This is a genomic window from Neptuniibacter caesariensis (genome assembly GCF_000153345.1).
GTDB lineage: Bacteria > Pseudomonadota > Gammaproteobacteria > Pseudomonadales > Balneatricaceae > Neptuniibacter > Neptuniibacter caesariensis.
In genome coordinates, this window is the sequence record NZ_CH724125.1 from 1,833,677 (window position 1) to 1,853,264 (window position 19,588).

Sequence of the window (19,588 nt, forward strand, 5' to 3'; positions counted from 1 at the left end):
CCTGCCGAAGACCATTCTTTAAATGCCGAAAAACCGGATTGATGCTGCCACACCGCTCCGGTTTAAATTAATTCTTTAAAATCAAAAGGGTAGCCCAGCTACCCTCTAATTATTTTAATGTGTTACTTCTTCAGATGTCTCTTCTGATGCTTCAACTGCGCTTTCCGAACTACCAGATACCTTCTCAAGCATTTTGGTGAAGTTACGCATCGACTGAAGATGGACATATATCAGCTCCAGCTCATCCGTTTTCGCGAGTTCCGCAAAAACTTCTGGAGCCAGGCCTTTCAGCTTTTCTCTGTTGATTGCCTGGAAACCTGTAACTGTGCGTTTCTCTCCAGCCGGCGTTGTAAATTGCGCGCCCATTGGCTCAAGAAGATCCAGTTCCTGCAACTTTTTAGCGAATGCTTTAGTCCGCTGGTAATGAACCTGATACTCTTTCAGGAAATCCAGTACAGAATTCAGATACTGAGTTTGCTCTCCATCAGCATCAAACAGTTTTTCTCCACGGCCGTCCTGGTTACAACCGTCAAAACCTTCATCGATACATAAGGTCAGTGTTGCACCGTCATCAGCACTGGAAAAAACAAACGGGTAACGACGAATGAAAGCGGGGATATATTTCGCCTTCCACTCTCCATCATCATTTACATAGAGATTTTCCTGCTCACGAACCCCCATGAGCACTACAGGAAGAAGATTTTCACCTTCGCCTGCAAATACAACACAATACTCTTCTGCTGCATTGGGGAACTCAACTGCCATTAAAGGAACAGAGTTTACAGCCTGAGCAAATCCATACTGCCCACCCGCTTTAACTGACCAATCTGCATGACGCTGTTTATTGATTGGCTGAACATCTCCGTAAATCAGTAACTGTGTTGTCACGGTCGTTATTTCCTTAGCAATTTCTAATGTTTTTTGCAGTCCCAAGTACACATCTTAGTTAAGAATATACCTGTACTGCAACTTAACCATTGTACTGAGGTACAAGTATTTCTTCTTCCCATCCGAACTTGTCAATATAGGCGCTATTCAAACCCAGGCATTCCGCCGACTGACAGGTCTGTCGATGCTTACATTGATAGAATCCATTTTTCTCAAATTCACTCCAGAAAACCGGATCGATAAAGAGCTGCGGCTGACCATTCACCAGATCCCCCTTCATATCTCCCAACAAACAGTGGGGGAAATTCTTGATTTCCACTCGCCGTCCTAACGCCTTGGCAAGGGCAACAGCCTCCTGCAAATAGGGCAACATATCCAGATGAGGGACTAAAAGATCTTTTTCATCTTTCTCAGACATAGGCCAGTAAAACCAAAACTCCATCTGAGCCAACTGTTTCAAATGAGACAAGCTGCGAACAACATCGGGCAACTGCTTATAACTGTTTTTAGTGACCACCGTATTAGTAATGCTGATGGTGTGCTGCCATTGTTCAATATTTTCCAAGCCCCTCAGAGTCTTTTCAAATGAGCCTGGAACCTGAGTAATCGCATCATGGGATTCTGCGTCGGCAGCAGCAACACTAATAAAAAACTCATCAACCCCAGCACTGATGAGCTTTTCGCAATAATCCATTTTGCCAAGATGCATACCATGGCTTTGTATCCGCACATGCTCAAAGCCCGATTGCTTAGCCGCTGTGATCAATTCAGGAAGATCTCTTAGTAACGTTATCTCAGAACCGGTCAGAATCAATCCACGCCATTGCTTCTGCTCGCGATTGAAACTCATCAACTCATTAAATTGATCCCGGCTCTGAGGTTGCAGATGATCCATGGTCCCTTCTATCATGCAGTGCACGCAGCGCAGGTTGCATCGAAACTCCATGGTCATCGACACATAAGCACTATGATCAAACCTGTCTTCAAAAGGAGACATCAAAAAATACCGTAGTAACTTGTCTTTAAAATATCGATACTGCCATCTGAAAGCATCCGGTAATCGAGACCTACATCATAAAGCAGATGATTAAGCTCACTCCGCGCCTCATTCGCATAACTCAGTATAGAAGCCGGATAGCCCATATGCTCCAAAAACCAGATCAACTGATCGACTTTAATCCTAGAGAAGTAAATTCCTTCATTGGATTTTTTGTTGGCTACAACCGTCGTCTGACAGTCCGCCAACTCCGGGATCAAAATACGCTCAAAACGCAGTTTCCGCAGATCAAGATGCGCTGAACTGGCAATCTTGGCACGAATATCTTCTCTCTCCGCCCGAGTATCATAAAAATAATAGAGATTGCTTAATGATAAGCCTGATGACGTCAGAGAATAACAAAGCCCCGACGAGACATTGCTCCCATCATTCCCGACATAGATATTAACTTCATCTAACTTTGCACGACCTTTTGAAAATTGGTCCGCCGTTAAATCTATGGAAAACATGAAGTAGGGGCTATCTTCAGAGTAGTTCAAATTAGAACTTAAACGCTCAGGCATACCCGTCAGCAGGCGCTTTATGGAGTTTCTTCGCTCTAATCGCTCATAATCATAGAAATAAAATTCCCAACTCAGAGCGCCATCAACCTGCTTAACCCCCCATACCGTTCTGTCACGCCCCATCAGATCACGAATAGCATGAATGAGTGCAATGGCTTCCTCGCCCAAATCAGCTGCATCAAAACTAGCTAGCAGGAGATTGATTGATCTCTGCTTGCCCGAAAGCTCAGACTCCGGTTCGTAGGGCCATAGGCAATAATCTAAAAGCGGATCACCCGATTGCTGATATTCCAGATAGGGTAATAAAGCTGGATTCATTTCCTCTCCTCAACACCAAAGTAAAGGGTTAAAAAGAACTCCCCCTGACGACTAACACCGGCGGCAATATGTCCTAATGTCTTATCCTTGTTACGATCCAAGAACGCTTTTCGTTGCTCATCAGCAATCGCAAAATAGTCAAATACGTAATCCATAAGCTCCATAACATCTGAAAGCTTTAGATCATAATCATACAAGTTGAGGTCAAATGAATATCGCCCGGTATCAGGCTCAACGACTTTCAAGACCATAGGCACTTGCTCAGAACACAACTTATCCACTAGCCGGTTTATCTCTATCGAGAGTTCAGAACCATTGAGCGCATCGGATACAAACTGATTTAAACGGGCAGGATTTAATTCCAACAACCAATAATCGGTAACGACAAACTGCTCATCCCCCGGCAGCCATTTAACCGCCCGATGTAATAATCTGCCAGCATCTGTAGGAACCGGGCTATCGAGTACTAATGGATATTCCAGGTACAGCTTACAACGCGGTCTGCAACCTTCAGCCTCATAACCCAAGTGGATAAGCTCAGCGTTTTCAATCTGTTCCAGAAACCATTTCTGAGCCTGATGTGGTAGTTTAAGCAGCGCTAACTGGGACAGTAGAAAATTATCGGCCTTTTGGAAAAACGCGCTTTTATGCTGAGTCAGCAAGAAGCGGTCACAGTTGAGCGCACCCTTGGTGAGCTTACAGGAATACTCAAAACCATAAGGAACAGCAAGCGCCTGAAACGCTTGCTGCAGCAAAACATCAGCTTGCACGGCTCAGACTATCGAATCGCTTGCTCAGTACGTCGGTAGGTACGGCTATCCATTACTCTCGCCGTAATATCGAAAGTCTGTTCGTCATCAGCCAGACTGCGATTAATTGCGCTCAGATCTTCCTCTTTCAGCATACCCACAGCGCGCTTAAGACGTAGCATGTTCACCAGATAATCATAGCGAGCACTTGAAAAGTCGGTCCTTGCAAAGAACAGATCTCGCTCAGCATCAAGCACACTCAAACTGGAGGTAAGCCCTGATTCATAAGCGGTTCGCTTCGCATCGACACCTAATTCATAAGCATCGACAGAGCGCTGCAATGCCTCGACCTTAGCAATTGAACCCACTACCCCATCAAATGCAGCATAAGTTTCACGCTCAGTCGCTCGCCACTCGATCTCCAATTCGTCTTTAGCTTTATTATGCAATTCAACCGCTTCACGCACTTTTGACGACACCGCTCCGCCAGCATAAATAGGCACTGTCAATTTGAGCATCATGTCCTGGGTTTCAACTTCAGATCCACCACCAAAAAGCGACCCTTGAGTTTCACGGGTATTTTGTGTCAAAACAAAATCCAACGTAGGGTAATGCCCGCCTTTTTGCCTTCTTACTTCCTGATAAGCCACAGACGATGCATAACGCTTAGCGATTACCATCGGGTTGTTATTTCGGCTCTTTTCAACCCATTCCTCCGGCATCGCGGGGTTAGGATCAATCAATTCCAACTCAATGCCCAAAGGAGCTAATGTTTGTGGTAACTGCCCTGTCATCTCTTTAAGCCCCTGTAGCGCATCTTTCAGGGTATTACGAATTTCTACTTCTCGCGCTTTAGCCTGCATAAAGCGTGCTTGCGCATCCAGCTCATCGGTCACACGCGCCAAACCATCCTGACGCTGCTGGCTTACCAATTCGTAATGTTTCTCCAGAGAAGCCACTTCGGACTGAACAGCCGTGTAATTATCATATTCACGTAAAGCAGCAAAATAGTTCTCGGCGGTACGCATCATCAAATCCTGACGCACATCCTCCAACTCTGCGGCAACACGCTTAACATCTTCTTTAGCCTGCTTGAAATATGCCCAGTTACTGAAGCTATAAACTGATTGCGTTAACGACAAGGTCATCTCAGTAGTTGGATAAGAAGTACTACCGCTCGAGAAAACCGCATTATCTGAGCTGATAATATCTTGTGTTGTCTCGGTTTCAGAAAAATCAAACTTGATGGTAGGTAACAGCACAGCTTTCGCCTGGCTGTATATCTCTTTAGATGCTTCGTGTTCGTGAAAGCCCGCCTGGTAGGTCGGATCATTCTTAAGAGCCAGCTGATAGATTTCAATTAAATCTTCAGCTCCCGCTGAGCCGCTGTATACCCCACCGGTGAGGACCAGCCCAGCAAAAATTCCCTTAACACCCTTTTGCATAAGAAGCACCTTTAAGTTTCTTAAACATGCACCCAGACCCCAGGCGCACTATGTAATTATTATTCAGTATTGCAGCGTATAAAGAAAAATACTCACTACAATTTAGTCTAGAAAATATGCGAAGGATAGCCTTTACTGGTTAACAAAAAAACAGCTGTTTGAATTTATTTCCAATAAAAACTGAATAACGAGTGAATAATTAAGGCTGTCCAACGGCAATCTTCATTCAATAAAAAAGCCAGACTATCTGAAATAGACTGGCTTTCATGTTTTAGATAATCAAGGCGCTAGCGCTTCGGCTTTTTAACCTTTAAGCCCTTCTTTTTCCCTTTGAGTTTTGGCTTAGCTGTCACCTTGCGCTTCTTAGATTTATTACTTTTCCCAGAACCGCTTCCGCTAAACTCCATCAACTCCTGCTCAGCCTGGGAGAGATCATTGCGTTTAGGCCCACTCCCCTTCCCTTTAACCACGCGCTTTTTAACTTGAGCATCCGCACTGTGATCTTTAGTTTTCTTAGAACGAAGAAGTGCTTCGCGCTTAGACCCTCTGCGCGCTTTAACCTTACTATCTTTCTTAGCCGGCTTATGACCCCATTCATGTCTGGCACCAGGCAGCTTACCATCTTTAGTTTCAGTGGTACCCAGCTTTCCTTCTGCCAACAATTCACGTGTCGATTTTTTCTTAACGCCTTTTTTCTGCTCGACCAGCTCAAAATCTATCTTACGTTCATCTAGATCGACACGAACCACTTTAACCGTGAGACGATCACCTAACCTGAAGTTCTTCCGGGTACGCTCGCCCACCAAGCGCTGTTTAGCCTGGTCAAATACATAATAATCACCCGGCAACGCCGTGATATGCACCAGCCCTTCAACAAAAAGCTGATCCAGTTCAACAAAGACGCCAAAGCCCGTCACCGCAGAGATCACGCCTTCGTATTCATCGCCTACATGATCCTGCATATATTCGCATTTCAGCCAGGCAACGACATCTCGGGTTGCCTCATCGGAGCGACGCTCGGTCATCGAGCAATGTTCGCCCAGTTGCAGCAGCTGCTCGATGCTGTACTTGCAGGTGAAATCTGGATCAATCTGAAAATCATCAGGCCTTAGCAATGACCGATCTTTATTTTGCGAATGTATCGCCGCACGAATCAGGCGATGCACCAGCAAATCAGGGTAGCGACGAATCGGCGAAGTAAAATGCGTGTAAGCAGGATATGCCAGACCAAAGTGCCCCTGATTATCCGGGCTGTAGACCGCCTGCTGCATTGAACGCAGCATCATCGTCTGGATCAGATGCTTATCAGGACGCTCATCGATCCATTCCGCCAGTTGCTGATAATGCTTGGGCTCTGGCTTTTCAGCCCCGCCCAAGTTCAACCCTAGCTCGCCCAGATACGCGCGCAGATTTTCCAGTTTCTGCTCTTTAGGGCCTTCATGTACACGATAGATTGCCGGTATTTTTAGCTTCTCAAGAAAGCGTGCCGTTGCTACGTTGGCACACAACATACACTCTTCAATTAACTTGTGAGCGTCATTACGATAGACCGGGATGATTTGGTCAATTTTGCGATCTTCACCGAAAACCATTCGGGTTTCAGTGGTTTCAAAATCGATTGCTCCACGGATATCACGCGCTTTACGAAGCGCGAAGTACAGACTGTACAAATCTTCCAGATGAGGGAGCACCGAGGCATACTCCGCCCTTAACGCCTGGCCATCTTCCTCATCCGGCTGCATCAGCATCTTACCCACTTTCGTGTAGGTCAGACGTGCATGGGACTGAATCACCGCTTCATAGAACTTATACCCAGACAGGTTGCCTGACTCACTGATGGTCATCTCACAAACCATCGCCAGGCGATCGACATGCGGATTCAATGAGCAAAGCCCGTTAGAGAGCAGCTCTGGAAGCATTGGCACGACAAACTCGGGAAAATAAGTAGAATTAGATCGCTTAAATGCTTCGTTATCTAACTCTGATCCTGGCCGAACGTACCAGGAGACATCGGCAATGGCGACCCAAAGTCGCCAACCGCCTGACTTTTTCCGCTCGGCATAAACCGCATCATCAAAGTCCTTCGCATCTTCACCATCGATGGTAACCAACGGAAGATCTCGAAGATCAACACGATTCTGCTTAGCATTTTCTTCAACTTCGGCAGCTAACTCACCCACTTCCTGACGAACTTCATCCGGCCATTCATGGGGGATGTCATAGTTATGGATCGCAACCGTAATTTCCATACCCGGTGCCATATGATCACCCAGCACTTCAACAACCCGAGCCTGCGGCAGCTCCCTCTTACTGGGCTGAGAAACCAGCTCTGCAACAACCAGCTGACCATCTTTATAATCCTGAGGATTCTCAGGGTCAGGCACAACCATGATCTCCTGGGTGATACGCTGATTCTCCGGGCGTAGATAACCGAACCCTTCCTGACCACTGAAGCGGCCGACCAGCTTTTGCGTATTCCGTTCCAGGATCTCGACAATTTTGCCTTCACGACGCCCTTTGAAATCAACACTGATCTCCTGAACCAAAACCTTGTCACCATCAAATACCTGACGCATCTGACGCGGACTTAGCTTGAGATCATCACCACCCTCTTCTGGTTTAACAAATCCAAACCCATCACGATGACCAATCACACGACCTTTAATCAGCGACATTCGATCAAGCAATGCAAACTCATTGCGTCGGTTGCTCATCAACTGACCATCGCGGCACATAGCCTTCAATCGGAAGAAAACGGCATCACGACTTTCAGGATCCCAGACCTGCATCTCCTCGCATAGCTGCGCATGGCCAATCGGCGCTCCCCAGCTCTGTATGAACTGCAAAATATATTCTCGACTAGGCACAGGGTTGGAGTATTTCTCCGCTTCAGCAGCCGCTTCCGGGTCGTTTTTAATCCAGTCTTTACTCATAGAGGTCTCAAAGGGATAAAGAAAAGCACTTTATAAATAACAGCATATCACGCATCTGCGTACAAAGGAGCAATAAAAAAGCCGGCTAATGCCGGCTTTAGAAATTACCAATTAAGGTCGATCATCGACCTCTTGCTCTTTCTCTTCCGGCGGCATCAGGTCTTCTTTACTGATATTCATTGCCACCAGCACATTCGCGGATACATAAATGGAGGAGTATGTACCTACCAGCACACCCACCAACAGCGCAATCGCGAAGCCATGAATCATCTCACCGCCAAAGACGGCCAAAGCTACCAATACGAGCAATGTCGTCAACGAGGTTACCAAAGTACGGCCCAGTGTCTGCGTAAGCGAGGCATTCATAATTTCGATTGCCGTTCCTTTACGCATCTTACGGAAGTTCTCACGAATTCGATCCGACACAACGATCGTATCGTTCAACGAGTAACCTATTACCGCAAGAATTGCAGCCAGAACAGTCAGGTCAAAGTCTATTTGCAGTAGAGAGAAGAACCCCAGCACAATGAGTACGTCATGTGCCAAAGCAGCAACAGCACCCAACGAGAATTTGATCTGGAAACGGAAAGCGACATAAACCATGATCATGAACAATGCTAAAAGCATGCCCATACCACCCTGCTCACGCAGCTCTTCACCCACCTGCGCACCCACAAACTCGTTACGGCGCAGATTCAGTTGCTGAGTTTCACCTTCCTGCAGTGCAGATAGGACCTTATCACCCAGTTTTGGGTCATGATCCTGACCCAGACGGATCAAAATATCGGTCGGCGAGCCAAAGGTTTGTACGACAGCATCATCGTAGCCTGCACCTTTAAGCTGACCACGGATCTTATTCAGATCAGCTGGCTGCTCATAGCCAATTTCAACCAAACTTCCGCCCGTGAAATCAAGACCAAACTTGAGCCCATTAACAACCAGAGAACCCAGAGAGACCACCAGTAAAACCACAGAACAGATCGCTGCAATTTTACGGAAGCCCATGAAGTTATAAATCTTTTGCGTAGACATCACAGCTTCCTCAGATTGACAGCTTAGTGACCTGACGGCCACCGTAAGTCAGGTTAACCAGCGCTCGAGTAACCAGAATCGCTGTGAACATAGACGTCAAAATACCTACCGACAGGGTCACAGCAAAACCTTTAACAGGGCCCGTACCCATCGCAAACAGAATCACAGCGGCCAGCAACGTGGTGATGTTGGCATCAAAGATGGTCGTGGTTGCACCTTTAAAACCGGCATGGATTGCGGATTGAGGTGGTAAGCCGTTCTTCAGCTCCTCTTTAATTCTCGAGAAGATCAGAACGTTTGCATCCACCGCCATACCGACAGTCAGTACAATACCGGCAATACCCGGAAGGGTTAGGGTTGCTGATAGCATCGACATCACGGCTACCAGAAGCATCAGGTTCAGCGATAGAGCAACATTAGCCAGTAGACCAAATACACGGTAGTACAAGATCATGAACAGCAGTACCAGCGCTAAGCCGATCTGCACCGACGTCACACCCGTTTCAATGTTCTGCGCGCCAAGGCTTGGACCGACTGTACGCTCTTCTACGAAGTAGATTGGCGCAGCCAGTGCACCGGCACGTAGCAACAGTGCCAGCTCTGAAGACTCACCTGCACCATCCAGTCCGGTAATACGGAACTGAGAACCCAGAACAGACTGAATCGTCGCCAAGGAGATAATCTTCTTCTCCGTGTAACGAACTTTCTCTACGACAGGTTCACCATCAACCGTCTTATGAACGGTGCGCTCTTTGTCTTCAACAAAGAGCACCGCCATACGACGCTGCACAGCATCCTTAGTGGTACGAGCCATCAGCTCACCACCTTTGGAATCCAGTGTGATATTTACCTGCGGCTGGCCATTTTCATCAAAAGAAGCCTGCGCATTAGAAACGTTGTCACCCTTGATAATTACGTCTTTTTCAAGGGTTGCTTTACGGCCTAACTCACTACGGAATTCATACACTTCCGTACGTGCGCTACTGGCTCCAGGGCGTGCTTCCAGACGGAATTCCAGAGTCGCCGTTTTACCGATAATTTTCTTCGCAGCAGCCGTATCCTGAATACCCGGCAACTGAACGACGATACGGTTACGCCCCTGGCGCTGTACCAATGGTTCAGCAACACCCAGTTCATTAACACGGTTTCGCAGTGTCGTCAGGTTCTGTTTGATCGCGTAGGTTTCAATATCACGAACCGCTTGCTCGGTCAGAGTGATGACCGCATAGAAGGCCCCATCACGATCTTCCGCAGAAAGCAGAAATTCCTGATATTCGCCACGCAGAAGGGAAACCGCCTGATCGCGCACTTCCTGCTTCGGAAACTTCACCGCCAACGAACCATCTTCCATGGTTTCCAGCTTGCGGTAACGAAGTTTTTCTTCACGAAGACGACCTTTAATCTCGGACGCGTAATTTTCCAGCTTCTGGCTAACTGCTTTTGGCAGATCAACTTCCAGCAGGAAGTGCACTCCACCACGCAGGTCCAGACCCAGTTTCATCGGACCGGCACCAATTGAAGTAAGCCAATCCGGTGTCGTAGGCGCCAGGTTTAGTGCAACGACATAATCGTCGCCAACCACACGGCTAATAACAGTTTTCGCTTTAAGCTGAGTTTCACCATCTGGGAAACGGATCAGGCCAGCCTTTTCATCCAGTTCGAGAGACTTCGCAGATATACCATCACGCTCCAGCGCGGTAGCCACTTTGTCCATTAACGGCTGATCGACCTTGTAAACATCGCGCGAGCCGGTCAACTGAATAGCATAGTCATCGGGATACAAGTTAGGTGCCGCATACAAGCCACCTAGCAGTAACACAATTAGAATGAGTAGATTTTTCCAGAGGGGGTATCGATTGAGCATGGCGCCCTTTTCCCTGACAGATAAAGAAGCGCCACTAAGAAAAGTGGCGCTTTTGATTTAGCTTAGATGCTCTTGATTGTGCCTTTTGGCAGAGCAGCAGAAACGTGAGTTTTCTGGAAAGTCAGCTCTGTACCTTCGCTAACCTCAAGAACAACGTAATCTTCGTTCAGGTTAACCACTTTACCCAGAATACCACCAGCGGTGATCACTTCATCACCTTTAGTCAGGCCACCCAGCAACTCTTTATGTTCTTTAGCGCGTTTCGCCTGTGGACGCCACATGAAGAAGTAGAAAATCAGACCGAAACCAACCAAAAACAGAATATTGAACATGCCAGAATCCATTGGGGCACCGGCAGCACCTTCAGCATAAGCTGGGGAGATAAAGAAGCTCATTTAGCTACTCCTGAAAAAATAAATAAAATTCTTTTCGTTATTAATAACAGTTACAGACTATATGGAGTCGAGTGGCGGGGTTTCAAGGCCGCGTTTTCGATAAAATTCATCCACAAAGTCGCTCAATTTACCCTGTTCGATTGCCTGACGCAATCCAGCCATCAGAACCTGATAATAATGCAGGTTATGGATGGTATTCAGTTGCGCCCCCAGAATCTCTTTACACTTATCCAGATGGTGCAGATAAGAACGGCTAAAGTTCTGACAGGTGTAGCAATCACAGTTCTCATCCAGTGGACGAGTATCCGTTTTGTTCACCGCATTACGGATTTTGACAACCCCTTCTGTAGTAAACAAAAAACCATTCCTGGCATTACGGGTTGGCATCACACAGTCGAACATATCAACACCGCGGCGCACCGCTTCGACAATATCTTCAGGCTTACCAACACCCATCAGATAACGTGGCTTTTCCGCCGGCATTTTATGGGCCAGATGATCTAACACCTTAACCATCTCATCTTTAGGCTCACCTACAGATAAACCACCGATGGCATATCCATCAAAACCGATCTCTTCCAGACCCGCCATCGATTCATCGCGAAGATGTGGATACATACCACCCTGCACGATACCGAATAGCGCAGATGGATTATCACCATGCGCATCTTTGGACCGTTTCGCCCAACGCATAGATAGACGCATTGATTCTGCGGCCTCAGTCTCCGTCGCTGGATAAGGAGTACATTCGTCGAAGATCATCACAATATCGGAGCCAAGTTCACGCTGAACCTGCATCGACTCTTCAGGCCCCATAAACACTTTGCTGCCATTGACTGGAGACTGGAAGGTTACTCCGTCTTCAGTAATCTTGCGCATTTTGCCCAGACTAAAAACCTGAAAACCACCAGAGTCGGTCAGAATAGGTCCTTTCCACTGCATAAAATCATGCAGATCACCATGCTGCTTTACAATTTCTGTTCCCGGACGCAGCATCAGATGAAACGTATTGCCCAAAATAATCTGAGCGCCGGTGGCTTCGATATCCCGCGGAGTCATCCCTTTAACCGTACCGTAGGTTCCCACCGGCATGAATGCAGGTGTTTCTACCGTACCACGAGGAAAGGTCAAACGTGCTCTACGCGCTTTTCCATCGGTTGCAATCTTTTCAAACTGCATAAAACATTCTCTGCTCATGAATACCTCTACTCTTGCAGCAATGATTGCGGATCTGCTTTGCGCGTTAAATACATCGCATCACCATAACTAAAGAATCGATACTTCTGCTCTACCGCCTCACGATACGCAGTCATCATATTTTCATAGCCGGAAAACGCGCTCACCAACATTAATAGGGTTGATTCCGGCAGATGGAAGTTTGTGATCATGGCGTCAACAGACTTAAACTCGTACCCAGGAAAGATAAAAATATCACTATCACCAAAGAAAGGCGCGATCTCCCCTTTCTGACTTGCACTTTCCAGGCTACGAACACTGGTCGTACCGACCGCTATCACCCGCTTGCCATTGGCACGGGTTTGCTTAATCAGCTCACAAACCTCTTCACTGACTTCGATATATTCAGAATGCATAACATGCTCATCAATATTATCGACCTTGACCGGCTGGAAGGTTCCCGCGCCCACGTGCAGGGTTACAAACGCTCGCTGAACACCCTTCTCGTCAAGTTTCGCTAATAATGCATCATCGAAATGCAAACCCGCCGTCGGTGCAGCAACCGCACCGGGCTTTTTGTTATAGACCGTCTGATAACGCTCACGATCAGAGCTCTGATCTTCCCGCTTCATATAAGGCGGTAGCGGCATATGACCATGCGTTTCAAGCGCATCAACCAGATTGCCCTCAATATGAAAACGCAGTTCGAAGAGATTCTCATGACGCCCAACCATCTCCGCTTCAATGCCACCCTCAAGCAGCAGCTTGCTACCCTCTTTTGGAGAGCGACTGGAGCGCACATGCGCGAGGGCCCGTTTCTCATCGAGCATACGTTCAACTAAGACTTCGACCTTACCGCCAGATTCTTTCTGACCAAACAGACGTGCAGGGATCACCCGCGTGTCATTAAAGATCATCAGATCGCCTGGCTGAATCAGATCCAGAACATCGGTAAAGCAGCCATGCTTTAGGACACCGCTTTCACCATCAACCGACAATAAACGGCTGGCGCTTCGCTCCTCAAGCGGGAAACTCGCGATCAATTCCTCAGGAAGATCAAAGTGGAAATCTTTTACCTGCATTCAAAAAAGCTCTCAGGTTATTGTTCAGATGCTTATCAAAGGGCGCGCATTGTACCGGAAAGTAGTTTTTTTTTCAGTTTTTACACGCTTTAGATTGACGAAATCTTACAGATTTCTATAATACGCCCCTCAAATGTGCCAGCGTGATGAAATTGGTAGACATGAGGGATTCAAAATCCCTTGCCTTCACGGGCGTGCCGGTTCGAGTCCGGCCGCTGGTACCATCGAATTCTAAAGAAAAGGCCCGCTCATTGAGCGGGCCTTTTCTTTTATCTAGCCACTAGCAGCGAAGCGTTCTAGCTACTAGTCACTGAAATATATCAAACACCGTTAATCAGTAAGTGTACGCCGATACTTGCCACATAACCTAGTGCAATCGCAGGTGTCCATTTCAGGTGAGATGCAAAGGTATATACGCCACGCGCAGTACCTAGCAGTGCCACACCTGCAGCGGAACCGATGGCAAGCATACTACCGCCCACACCCGCGGTTAGGGTTACAAGCTGCCACTGGCCTAGCGACATCGCTGGGTCCATGGTTAATACCGCGAACATCACCGGAATGTTATCTACAATCGCAGATAGCACACCTACCAGACCGTTCGCCCAAGTTGGACCAAGGTCGTTGTACATAAGTTCAGAAACAATCGCCATGTAACCAAACTGGCTCAAGCCAGCTACACACAAGATTACGCCGTAGAAAAACAGTAAAGTATCCCATTCGGCACGTGATACACGCTCCATCACGTCGAATTCCTTAACCTCTTCACGCTTCTCAGTCATATCTTCAAACAGTTCTACAGCACCGACTGTTTCACCGCTTTCATCAACAACAGGTGCAGCACTGAACATTAGGTATGCACCGGAACTACCGATATTATCGAAGTAGCTAGCCGCATCGTAAGATTTGCCACCCATTGGGTTGTCACGATACTTGTTTTGATAATGCTGACGTACGCCTGCACCTGATTCGTCTTCTAGGACAGCATCAGCCAGGGTTGGACGCTGATCTTTATAGAAGCCTTTCCAGTGATCTTTAGTGCCGATCACTTCTTCAGCTTTGATACCCGTTAGCTCTTCCAGAGCGGTATTCCAGTGGGTAACGCTCTTCTCTTTATCGATCATAAATGCCGGATAAGGCTGATCATTGAGATGCTCACCAATGTCCTTGCCATATGCCTGTAGAACACTCAATGGGTTCTGATGTGCATCGCTACGACCACCAAAGATTGAGTCAGCCATAATCGTACGGCCCTCAACCTTCTTCAGGTAGAACGAGTACATACCTAGGTAACCCAGACCAAACATCATGCCAGCCGCAGGTGGCAGGTGTAGGAAGCTGTGGAAGCTTACTGCAGTCACGATAGTCACCAGGAATAGCACCATCATCACTTTGGCCCCGCGTTTCATGAAAGACTTTTCCTGAGACGCTTCCGGGATCTCATTAGGAATTGCGAAGTTCATGATAACGGCTGGTACTAACCAGTTAACTAGCGATGGGATAAACAGCGGCAGGAACTCCAGGAACTCTACTTTACCCTTCTGCCAAACCATCAGTGTAGTGATATCGCCGAATGGCGAGAACGCACCACCAGCGTTTGCCGCAACAACTACGTTGATACAAGCAATCGACACAAAACGGATATTCGAACCACCTACAGCCATTACAACTGCACCCATCAGAAGTGCTGTAGTTAGGTTGTCGGCAATTGGAGAGATAACAAAGGAAAGTGCACCTGTAACCCAGAAAACCTTACGCAAAGAGTAACCACGGGATACTAGGTAAGCACGCAGCGCTTGGAATACATTACGATCTTCCAGTGCGTTAATGTAGGTCATCGCTACTAGCAGGAACAGGAATAACTCTGCGTATTCGATAATCGCGTGTTTAATCGCATGGTGCGCCTGTTCTGTGGCACCAATTTCCTTAAATGCTAGCGCTACTAGAATCCAAATCAGGCCCGCAGCCACCAGAACCGGCTTACTTTTAAGCAAATGAATATTGTTTTCCAGCGGAACCAATGAGTAAGCCAAAATAAAGATGGCGATACTCAGATAGCCATAGAAAGAGGCGCTCAATTCCGGAACGTTAGCGGCCGCTCCGCCTGTTTCCGCAAAAGCAGTAAGAGGAAGCAGTAAGAGAGCAACAGCCAACATAAAGCGTAAGCTTGCGCTGCTGATCGGTGGAAAAAACATCGACAGGTTCATGGTCAGAATCCGATTTTAAAATTGTTGTGTCTGGATCAGGTTACGGGTTTCAAAATACCCGCCGAAATCACATAAGAATTGACAATTCTTATGCAATTTCTGCCTAGCAACTTGCAGGGCTTGACCCATCGTCACGAGAAAGAGCGTCAAAAAATGACCAAATTCGAGTAGACCAACGTTAAGTCCAACCAGCTACTAGCATGGCGCGTATTCATGCCTATGCTAAAAATGCTGCAATGCACACATTTTTGAGCGGGCCTAGGGTAACGCTTTACGACAAAAGTAAATACTGATCTTTAGAGCAATAAAGTACCACCTATTGAGTAAAGGAGTCCGGTAAAAAGGAAAGGGATCTGAGGCATTCGCTTGAGATTGACTCACAAATGCCCGTTTTTACGTAGTTCAGTGCCAAAAAGGGACACATACCTGAATCAATCAATGAGTTTGAAACACACCAGATTCATTCCCCCTCCATTTGAAACTTTGCAAACATAGATTAAGTCCTTATTAGACCGGAGCATTCTTTTTCAATTTCTGCTCTAATACAGGCCTATTCAAGAACAAAGCATGCAGGGATAAACACCCATGGCTTACGAGCTGACCGGCAAAATTAAACTTATTCAAGAAACTCAGACATTTAATAGCGGTTTCACCAAGCGTGAGATGGTGGTAACAGTTGAGGAAGGCAAATATCCTCAGGATATCAACCTGGAATTTGTACAAGACAGGATTAGCCTGCTAGACCCGCTACAGATCGGCCAGGAAGTGACTGTGACATTCGACATCCGCGGACGCGAATACAACGGCCGTTACTTCAACAATCTTGTTGGTTGGAAAATTGAAGCCGTAAGCTCATCTCAGGAATCAGCACCCGATCAAGCTTATTATTCTGAGAACCCGCAACCTGCTGACTTCGATGATGACATCCCGTTCTAGCTCTCTTATTACGCGGCACGCTTTCGCTTAGCATCCTCTGCAAGTGTCAGATTAAAGCTCAGCCCACAGTTTTAATCCAAGGGCTGAGTAAGCACACACTTACCAATATTCCATTCGTATTTACTGGTCATTCAATTCCCCAGGTTAACTCAATCACTACCGCCCATTTCTCGAATCTCTCACCTAAAGTTCCATTATCAGCCATACTTATTTACAGCATAATCTGTCACAAATCGTCAGGCATCCATCCCCTTAGCAGTTGGAACCTGACTGCTCATAAGTGGTAATGCGAAACAGATGACACCCGAACAGTATGAACAAAAGATCTCTGAACTGGAGATCGAGATAGAAAGATTGAGTGATTTCGCAGAACTATCTTCTGATTGGTTTTGGGAGCAGGACCGGAAGTTCCGATTCGTAGCTTTTTCCGGAACAGGGCTTAATCGCATCAATCGCCAACAATCTGACTTCATTGGCAGATGCCGTTGGGAGATGCCTATCTGTCCTTCATCTTTTGCAGCAATGAAGGAACATAAAGCCTGTTGCGAACGGCATGCCCCCTTCTTTGATTTCCAATATGACAACTACGGTAGAGACGGTAAAGTACAGCGCTTTGCAGTCAGTGGTTCCCCTATCTATGACGAGAGCGGTCAATTCAAAGGCTACCGAGGTACCGGGAAAAATATCACTGAGTTACATGAGGCAAAAAAGGCCTTTCAGGAAACCCAGCAGCAACTGGCCCAGATCATCGTTGGTAACCCCATTGCTAGCTTTGTTATCGACTCCAGACATGTCATCACTCACTGGAATAAGGCCTGCGAAGTATTAACCGGTATTCCTGCCATTGAAGCAATCGGTACCAAAGATACCTGGAGGGGCTTTTATGACCACCCACGCCCGGTCATGGCAAACCTGGTTTTACAAGGCGCTTTGAACGACGATATAGAACAGCATTACGGCAAAAAGTTCAAACCCTCTGAACTCATCCCTGGGGCTTTCGAAGCACAGGATTTCTTCCCAAAAATGCATGATGGTCGCTGGCTCTACTTTACTGCAGCGCCTTTACTTGACCATCAGGGCAATACGATAGGCGCGATCGAAACCCTTCAGGATATTACTGAGCAAAAAGAGCAGGAAAAGAAGATTCTCCACCAAGCTCACTTCGATAGTCTGACAGACCTTCCAAACCGTTTTTTGGCGCTTGACCGCCTCAACCTGCTTACCAAAGAAGCTAGGCGAACCCGGAAAAAGCTTGCGGTTCTGTTTATTGATTTGGACGATTTCAAGAAGGTTAATGATACTTTAGGGCATGCGCTGGGCGACAAACTTCTCATCCAGGCCTCACAGCGGCTCAAGTCGGTTATCCGCAGTAGCGATACCATCGGTAGGTTAGGAGGCGATGAGTTTATTGTCATTATCAACAACCTGGATGAAGCTCTGGATGTCAGGCCAATTGCAGAGAAACTCTTAGATAATTTCAGGGATGTTTTCAAAGTAGAGAGCAGAGAGCTGTTGCTTACAACCAGCATCGGCATCTCAATTTATCCTGATGATGGTGAAGAGCCCAACGTGCTTTTACGTAATGCAGACTCCGCCATGTACCACTCTAAAAATCAGGGAAGAAACGCCTATCACTTTTTCACAGAAGATATGAATGCAGGCGTACAGAGGCGACTGCAAATTGAAGAGCAGATGCACAGTGCGCTAGGTCGAAACGAATTTAGCCTCAGATACCAACCTGTATTGGATCTCAAGAACAACCGCATTGCAGGAGCTGAAGCCTTGCTCCGCTGGCACAACCCGGTACTAGGCAATATCTCACCTGAAGAGTTTATCCCGATCGCCGAACAAACAGGCCTGATCGTACCTATTGGTTATTTCGTACTTGAACAATCCCTTAAAGCTGCCAGGAAATGGTCGACCACCTATAGCAACGAGTTCACCATCGCCGTTAACCTATCCCCCTTACAGTTTAAAGACCCAAAGCTGATAGTTAAGATCAAAGAACTGCTGGCCAGCCATAGGCTGGAGGGTAATGCTTTAAGTCTGGAAATTACCGAAGGGGTTCTATTAGGCAATCAGATCAAAGTTCAGGAAGCCTTTCAGGAGCTATCTGATTCAGGTATTCAGATCTCCATGGATGACTTTGGTACCGGCTACTCATCACTAAACTACCTCCGTGAATATAAGTTCCAAACCCTAAAAATCGATCGGAGCTTTATGCAAGATTTTGCTCTGGATAAATCTGCCCCAGCACTGATTAACGCGACGATTGCGATGGCTCATGCACTGGATGTAGAAGTCATAGCGGAGGGCGTTGAAGAACAGGAGCAGTTGGATTACCTGATCAGAAAAGGCTGCAATTTTGCTCAGGGCTATCTATTGAGTAAGCCCCTCACTGAGCAGGATTTTGAAGCGTTTCTAAACGATTAGGCGTTCTTCTTTAATTTCAGAATTGGTCTTTTAGGGTTTCTTTTCTTTTCTGCAGAGACTGTAGATTTTTTTCGGGCGACAACGGCATTTTCAACCGCATAGTTAATTCCCTCGCGAATCATGCTCGCAAGCTCTGGAGCGGTTAAGCCCTTGTCACCTTTAATAGAAAGGTCCATTGGATTATTGAAACTACCATCAGTTACCTCAATAGATAAACCTGATTGATGCACGATAACCCGTCCCTCGATTGACCACATATTAAACCTATTCATTGCCAAACCTTTTCTTGCGCTAATAGTACAGAGATCTCAAAGGGCTAGCCATAAAATAAGTAAGGGTTTACCCTTAAAGTAGTATCTATTTTTTAATAATTCTATTTATTAGGAAAAAGACTGCCAGGAATACTACAATTAATTACACAACCTTTTGTTTTAAAAGGCCGAGCAGGTTCAATCCCGTTTGACTTGAAGCTATTATAGAGAGCCCATTCAAGTAGAATTTTGACCCGCATGGACTGGATACTTGAAAATAACGGATTCATTTTGGAAGCAATCGTTATGGCGGCTGTTA

General features: G+C 46.7%; 15 protein-coding genes and 1 tRNA gene. 3 read left to right on the top strand and 13 right to left on the bottom strand.

The annotated features are described in order from the left end of the window. Positions 1 to 114 precede the first annotated feature (114 nt). The 11 genes from MED92_RS08530 to queA all read right to left on the bottom strand — a co-directional run bounded on the left by MED92_RS08530 (position 115) and on the right by queA (position 13,442). Positions 115 to 888, bottom strand: a complete 774-nt coding sequence (locus MED92_RS08530; RefSeq protein ID WP_007021125.1) for a SapC family protein — start codon at positions 886 to 888, stop codon at positions 115 to 117. Between the two features lie 82 nt (positions 889 to 970). Further along, positions 971 to 1,885: a radical SAM protein gene (locus MED92_RS08535; RefSeq protein WP_007021126.1), complete on the bottom strand. Its 915-nt coding sequence runs from the start codon at positions 1,883 to 1,885 to the stop codon at positions 971 to 973. Then, positions 1,885 to 2,766: a hypothetical protein gene (locus MED92_RS08540; protein ID WP_007021127.1), complete on the bottom strand. Its 882-nt coding sequence runs from the start codon at positions 2,764 to 2,766 to the stop codon at positions 1,885 to 1,887. Before MED92_RS08540 ends, MED92_RS08535 begins: the two co-directional genes overlap by 1 nt. After that, the gene (locus MED92_RS08545) at positions 2,763 to 3,536 is read right to left on the bottom strand and encodes a hypothetical protein (RefSeq protein WP_007021128.1); all 774 of its coding nucleotides are present in this window, start codon (positions 3,534 to 3,536) and stop codon (positions 2,763 to 2,765) included. Before MED92_RS08545 ends, MED92_RS08540 begins: the two co-directional genes overlap by 4 nt. Before the next feature lie 8 nt (positions 3,537 to 3,544). After that, a complete protein-coding gene (locus MED92_RS08550; RefSeq protein ID WP_007021129.1) occupies positions 3,545 to 4,960 on the bottom strand; it encodes a TolC family outer membrane protein in 1,416 nt (471 codons plus the stop codon). Between the two features lie 287 nt (positions 4,961 to 5,247). Beyond that, positions 5,248 to 7,893: a ribonuclease R gene (gene rnr / locus MED92_RS08555; protein ID WP_007021130.1), complete on the bottom strand. Its 2,646-nt coding sequence runs from the start codon at positions 7,891 to 7,893 to the stop codon at positions 5,248 to 5,250. A gap of 111 nt (positions 7,894 to 8,004) precedes the next feature. Next, positions 8,005 to 8,925, bottom strand: coding sequence for a protein translocase subunit SecF (secF, locus tag MED92_RS08560; RefSeq protein ID WP_007021131.1), 921 nt, complete (start codon positions 8,923 to 8,925; stop codon positions 8,005 to 8,007). A gap of 10 nt (positions 8,926 to 8,935) precedes the next feature. Continuing rightward, positions 8,936 to 10,789, bottom strand: a complete 1,854-nt coding sequence (secD, locus tag MED92_RS08565; RefSeq protein ID WP_007021132.1) for a protein translocase subunit SecD — start codon at positions 10,787 to 10,789, stop codon at positions 8,936 to 8,938. A gap of 62 nt (positions 10,790 to 10,851) precedes the next feature. Next, positions 10,852 to 11,184, bottom strand: a complete 333-nt coding sequence (gene yajC, locus MED92_RS08570; RefSeq protein ID WP_007021133.1) for a preprotein translocase subunit YajC — start codon at positions 11,182 to 11,184, stop codon at positions 10,852 to 10,854. Between the two features lie 57 nt (positions 11,185 to 11,241). After that, on the bottom strand, positions 11,242 to 12,363 hold the full coding sequence (tgt, locus tag MED92_RS08575; protein ID WP_007021134.1) for a tRNA guanosine(34) transglycosylase Tgt: 1,122 nt from the start codon (positions 12,361 to 12,363) through the stop codon (positions 11,242 to 11,244). A 26-nt stretch (positions 12,364 to 12,389) separates the two neighbouring features. After that, positions 12,390 to 13,442: a tRNA preQ1(34) S-adenosylmethionine ribosyltransferase-isomerase QueA gene (queA, locus tag MED92_RS08580; protein WP_007021135.1), complete on the bottom strand. Its 1,053-nt coding sequence runs from the start codon at positions 13,440 to 13,442 to the stop codon at positions 12,390 to 12,392. Between the two features lie 137 nt (positions 13,443 to 13,579). On the opposite strand from queA, the gene MED92_RS08585 reads away from it, so the two are divergent. Further along, positions 13,580 to 13,666 (top strand) — tRNA-Leu (locus MED92_RS08585). Between the two features lie 96 nt (positions 13,667 to 13,762). On the opposite strand, the gene nhaD is transcribed toward MED92_RS08585, so the two are convergent. After that, complete coding sequence (nhaD, locus tag MED92_RS08590) at positions 13,763 to 15,649, bottom strand: sodium:proton antiporter NhaD (RefSeq protein WP_007021136.1); 1,887 nt, start codon at positions 15,647 to 15,649, stop codon at positions 13,763 to 13,765. Positions 15,650 to 16,234: 585 nt separating this feature from the next. On the opposite strand from nhaD, the gene MED92_RS08595 reads away from it, so the two are divergent. Together MED92_RS08595 and MED92_RS18510 are read left to right on the top strand one after the other, a co-directional pair. Continuing rightward, the gene (locus MED92_RS08595) at positions 16,235 to 16,585 is read left to right on the top strand and encodes a DUF3127 domain-containing protein (RefSeq protein ID WP_007021137.1); all 351 of its coding nucleotides are present in this window, start codon (positions 16,235 to 16,237) and stop codon (positions 16,583 to 16,585) included. Positions 16,586 to 16,882: 297 nt separating this feature from the next. Beyond that, positions 16,883 to 19,018: a sensor domain-containing protein gene (locus MED92_RS18510; RefSeq protein ID WP_007021138.1), complete on the top strand. Its 2,136-nt coding sequence runs from the start codon at positions 16,883 to 16,885 to the stop codon at positions 19,016 to 19,018. Here MED92_RS18510 and MED92_RS08605 read toward each other — a convergent pair. Further along, positions 19,015 to 19,290 (bottom strand): hypothetical protein, encoded by a 276-nt coding sequence (locus tag MED92_RS08605; protein WP_007021139.1) that lies wholly within the window; start codon positions 19,288 to 19,290, stop codon positions 19,015 to 19,017. The genes MED92_RS18510 and MED92_RS08605 overlap by 4 nt on opposite strands. Between the last annotated feature and the right edge of the window lie 298 nt (positions 19,291 to 19,588).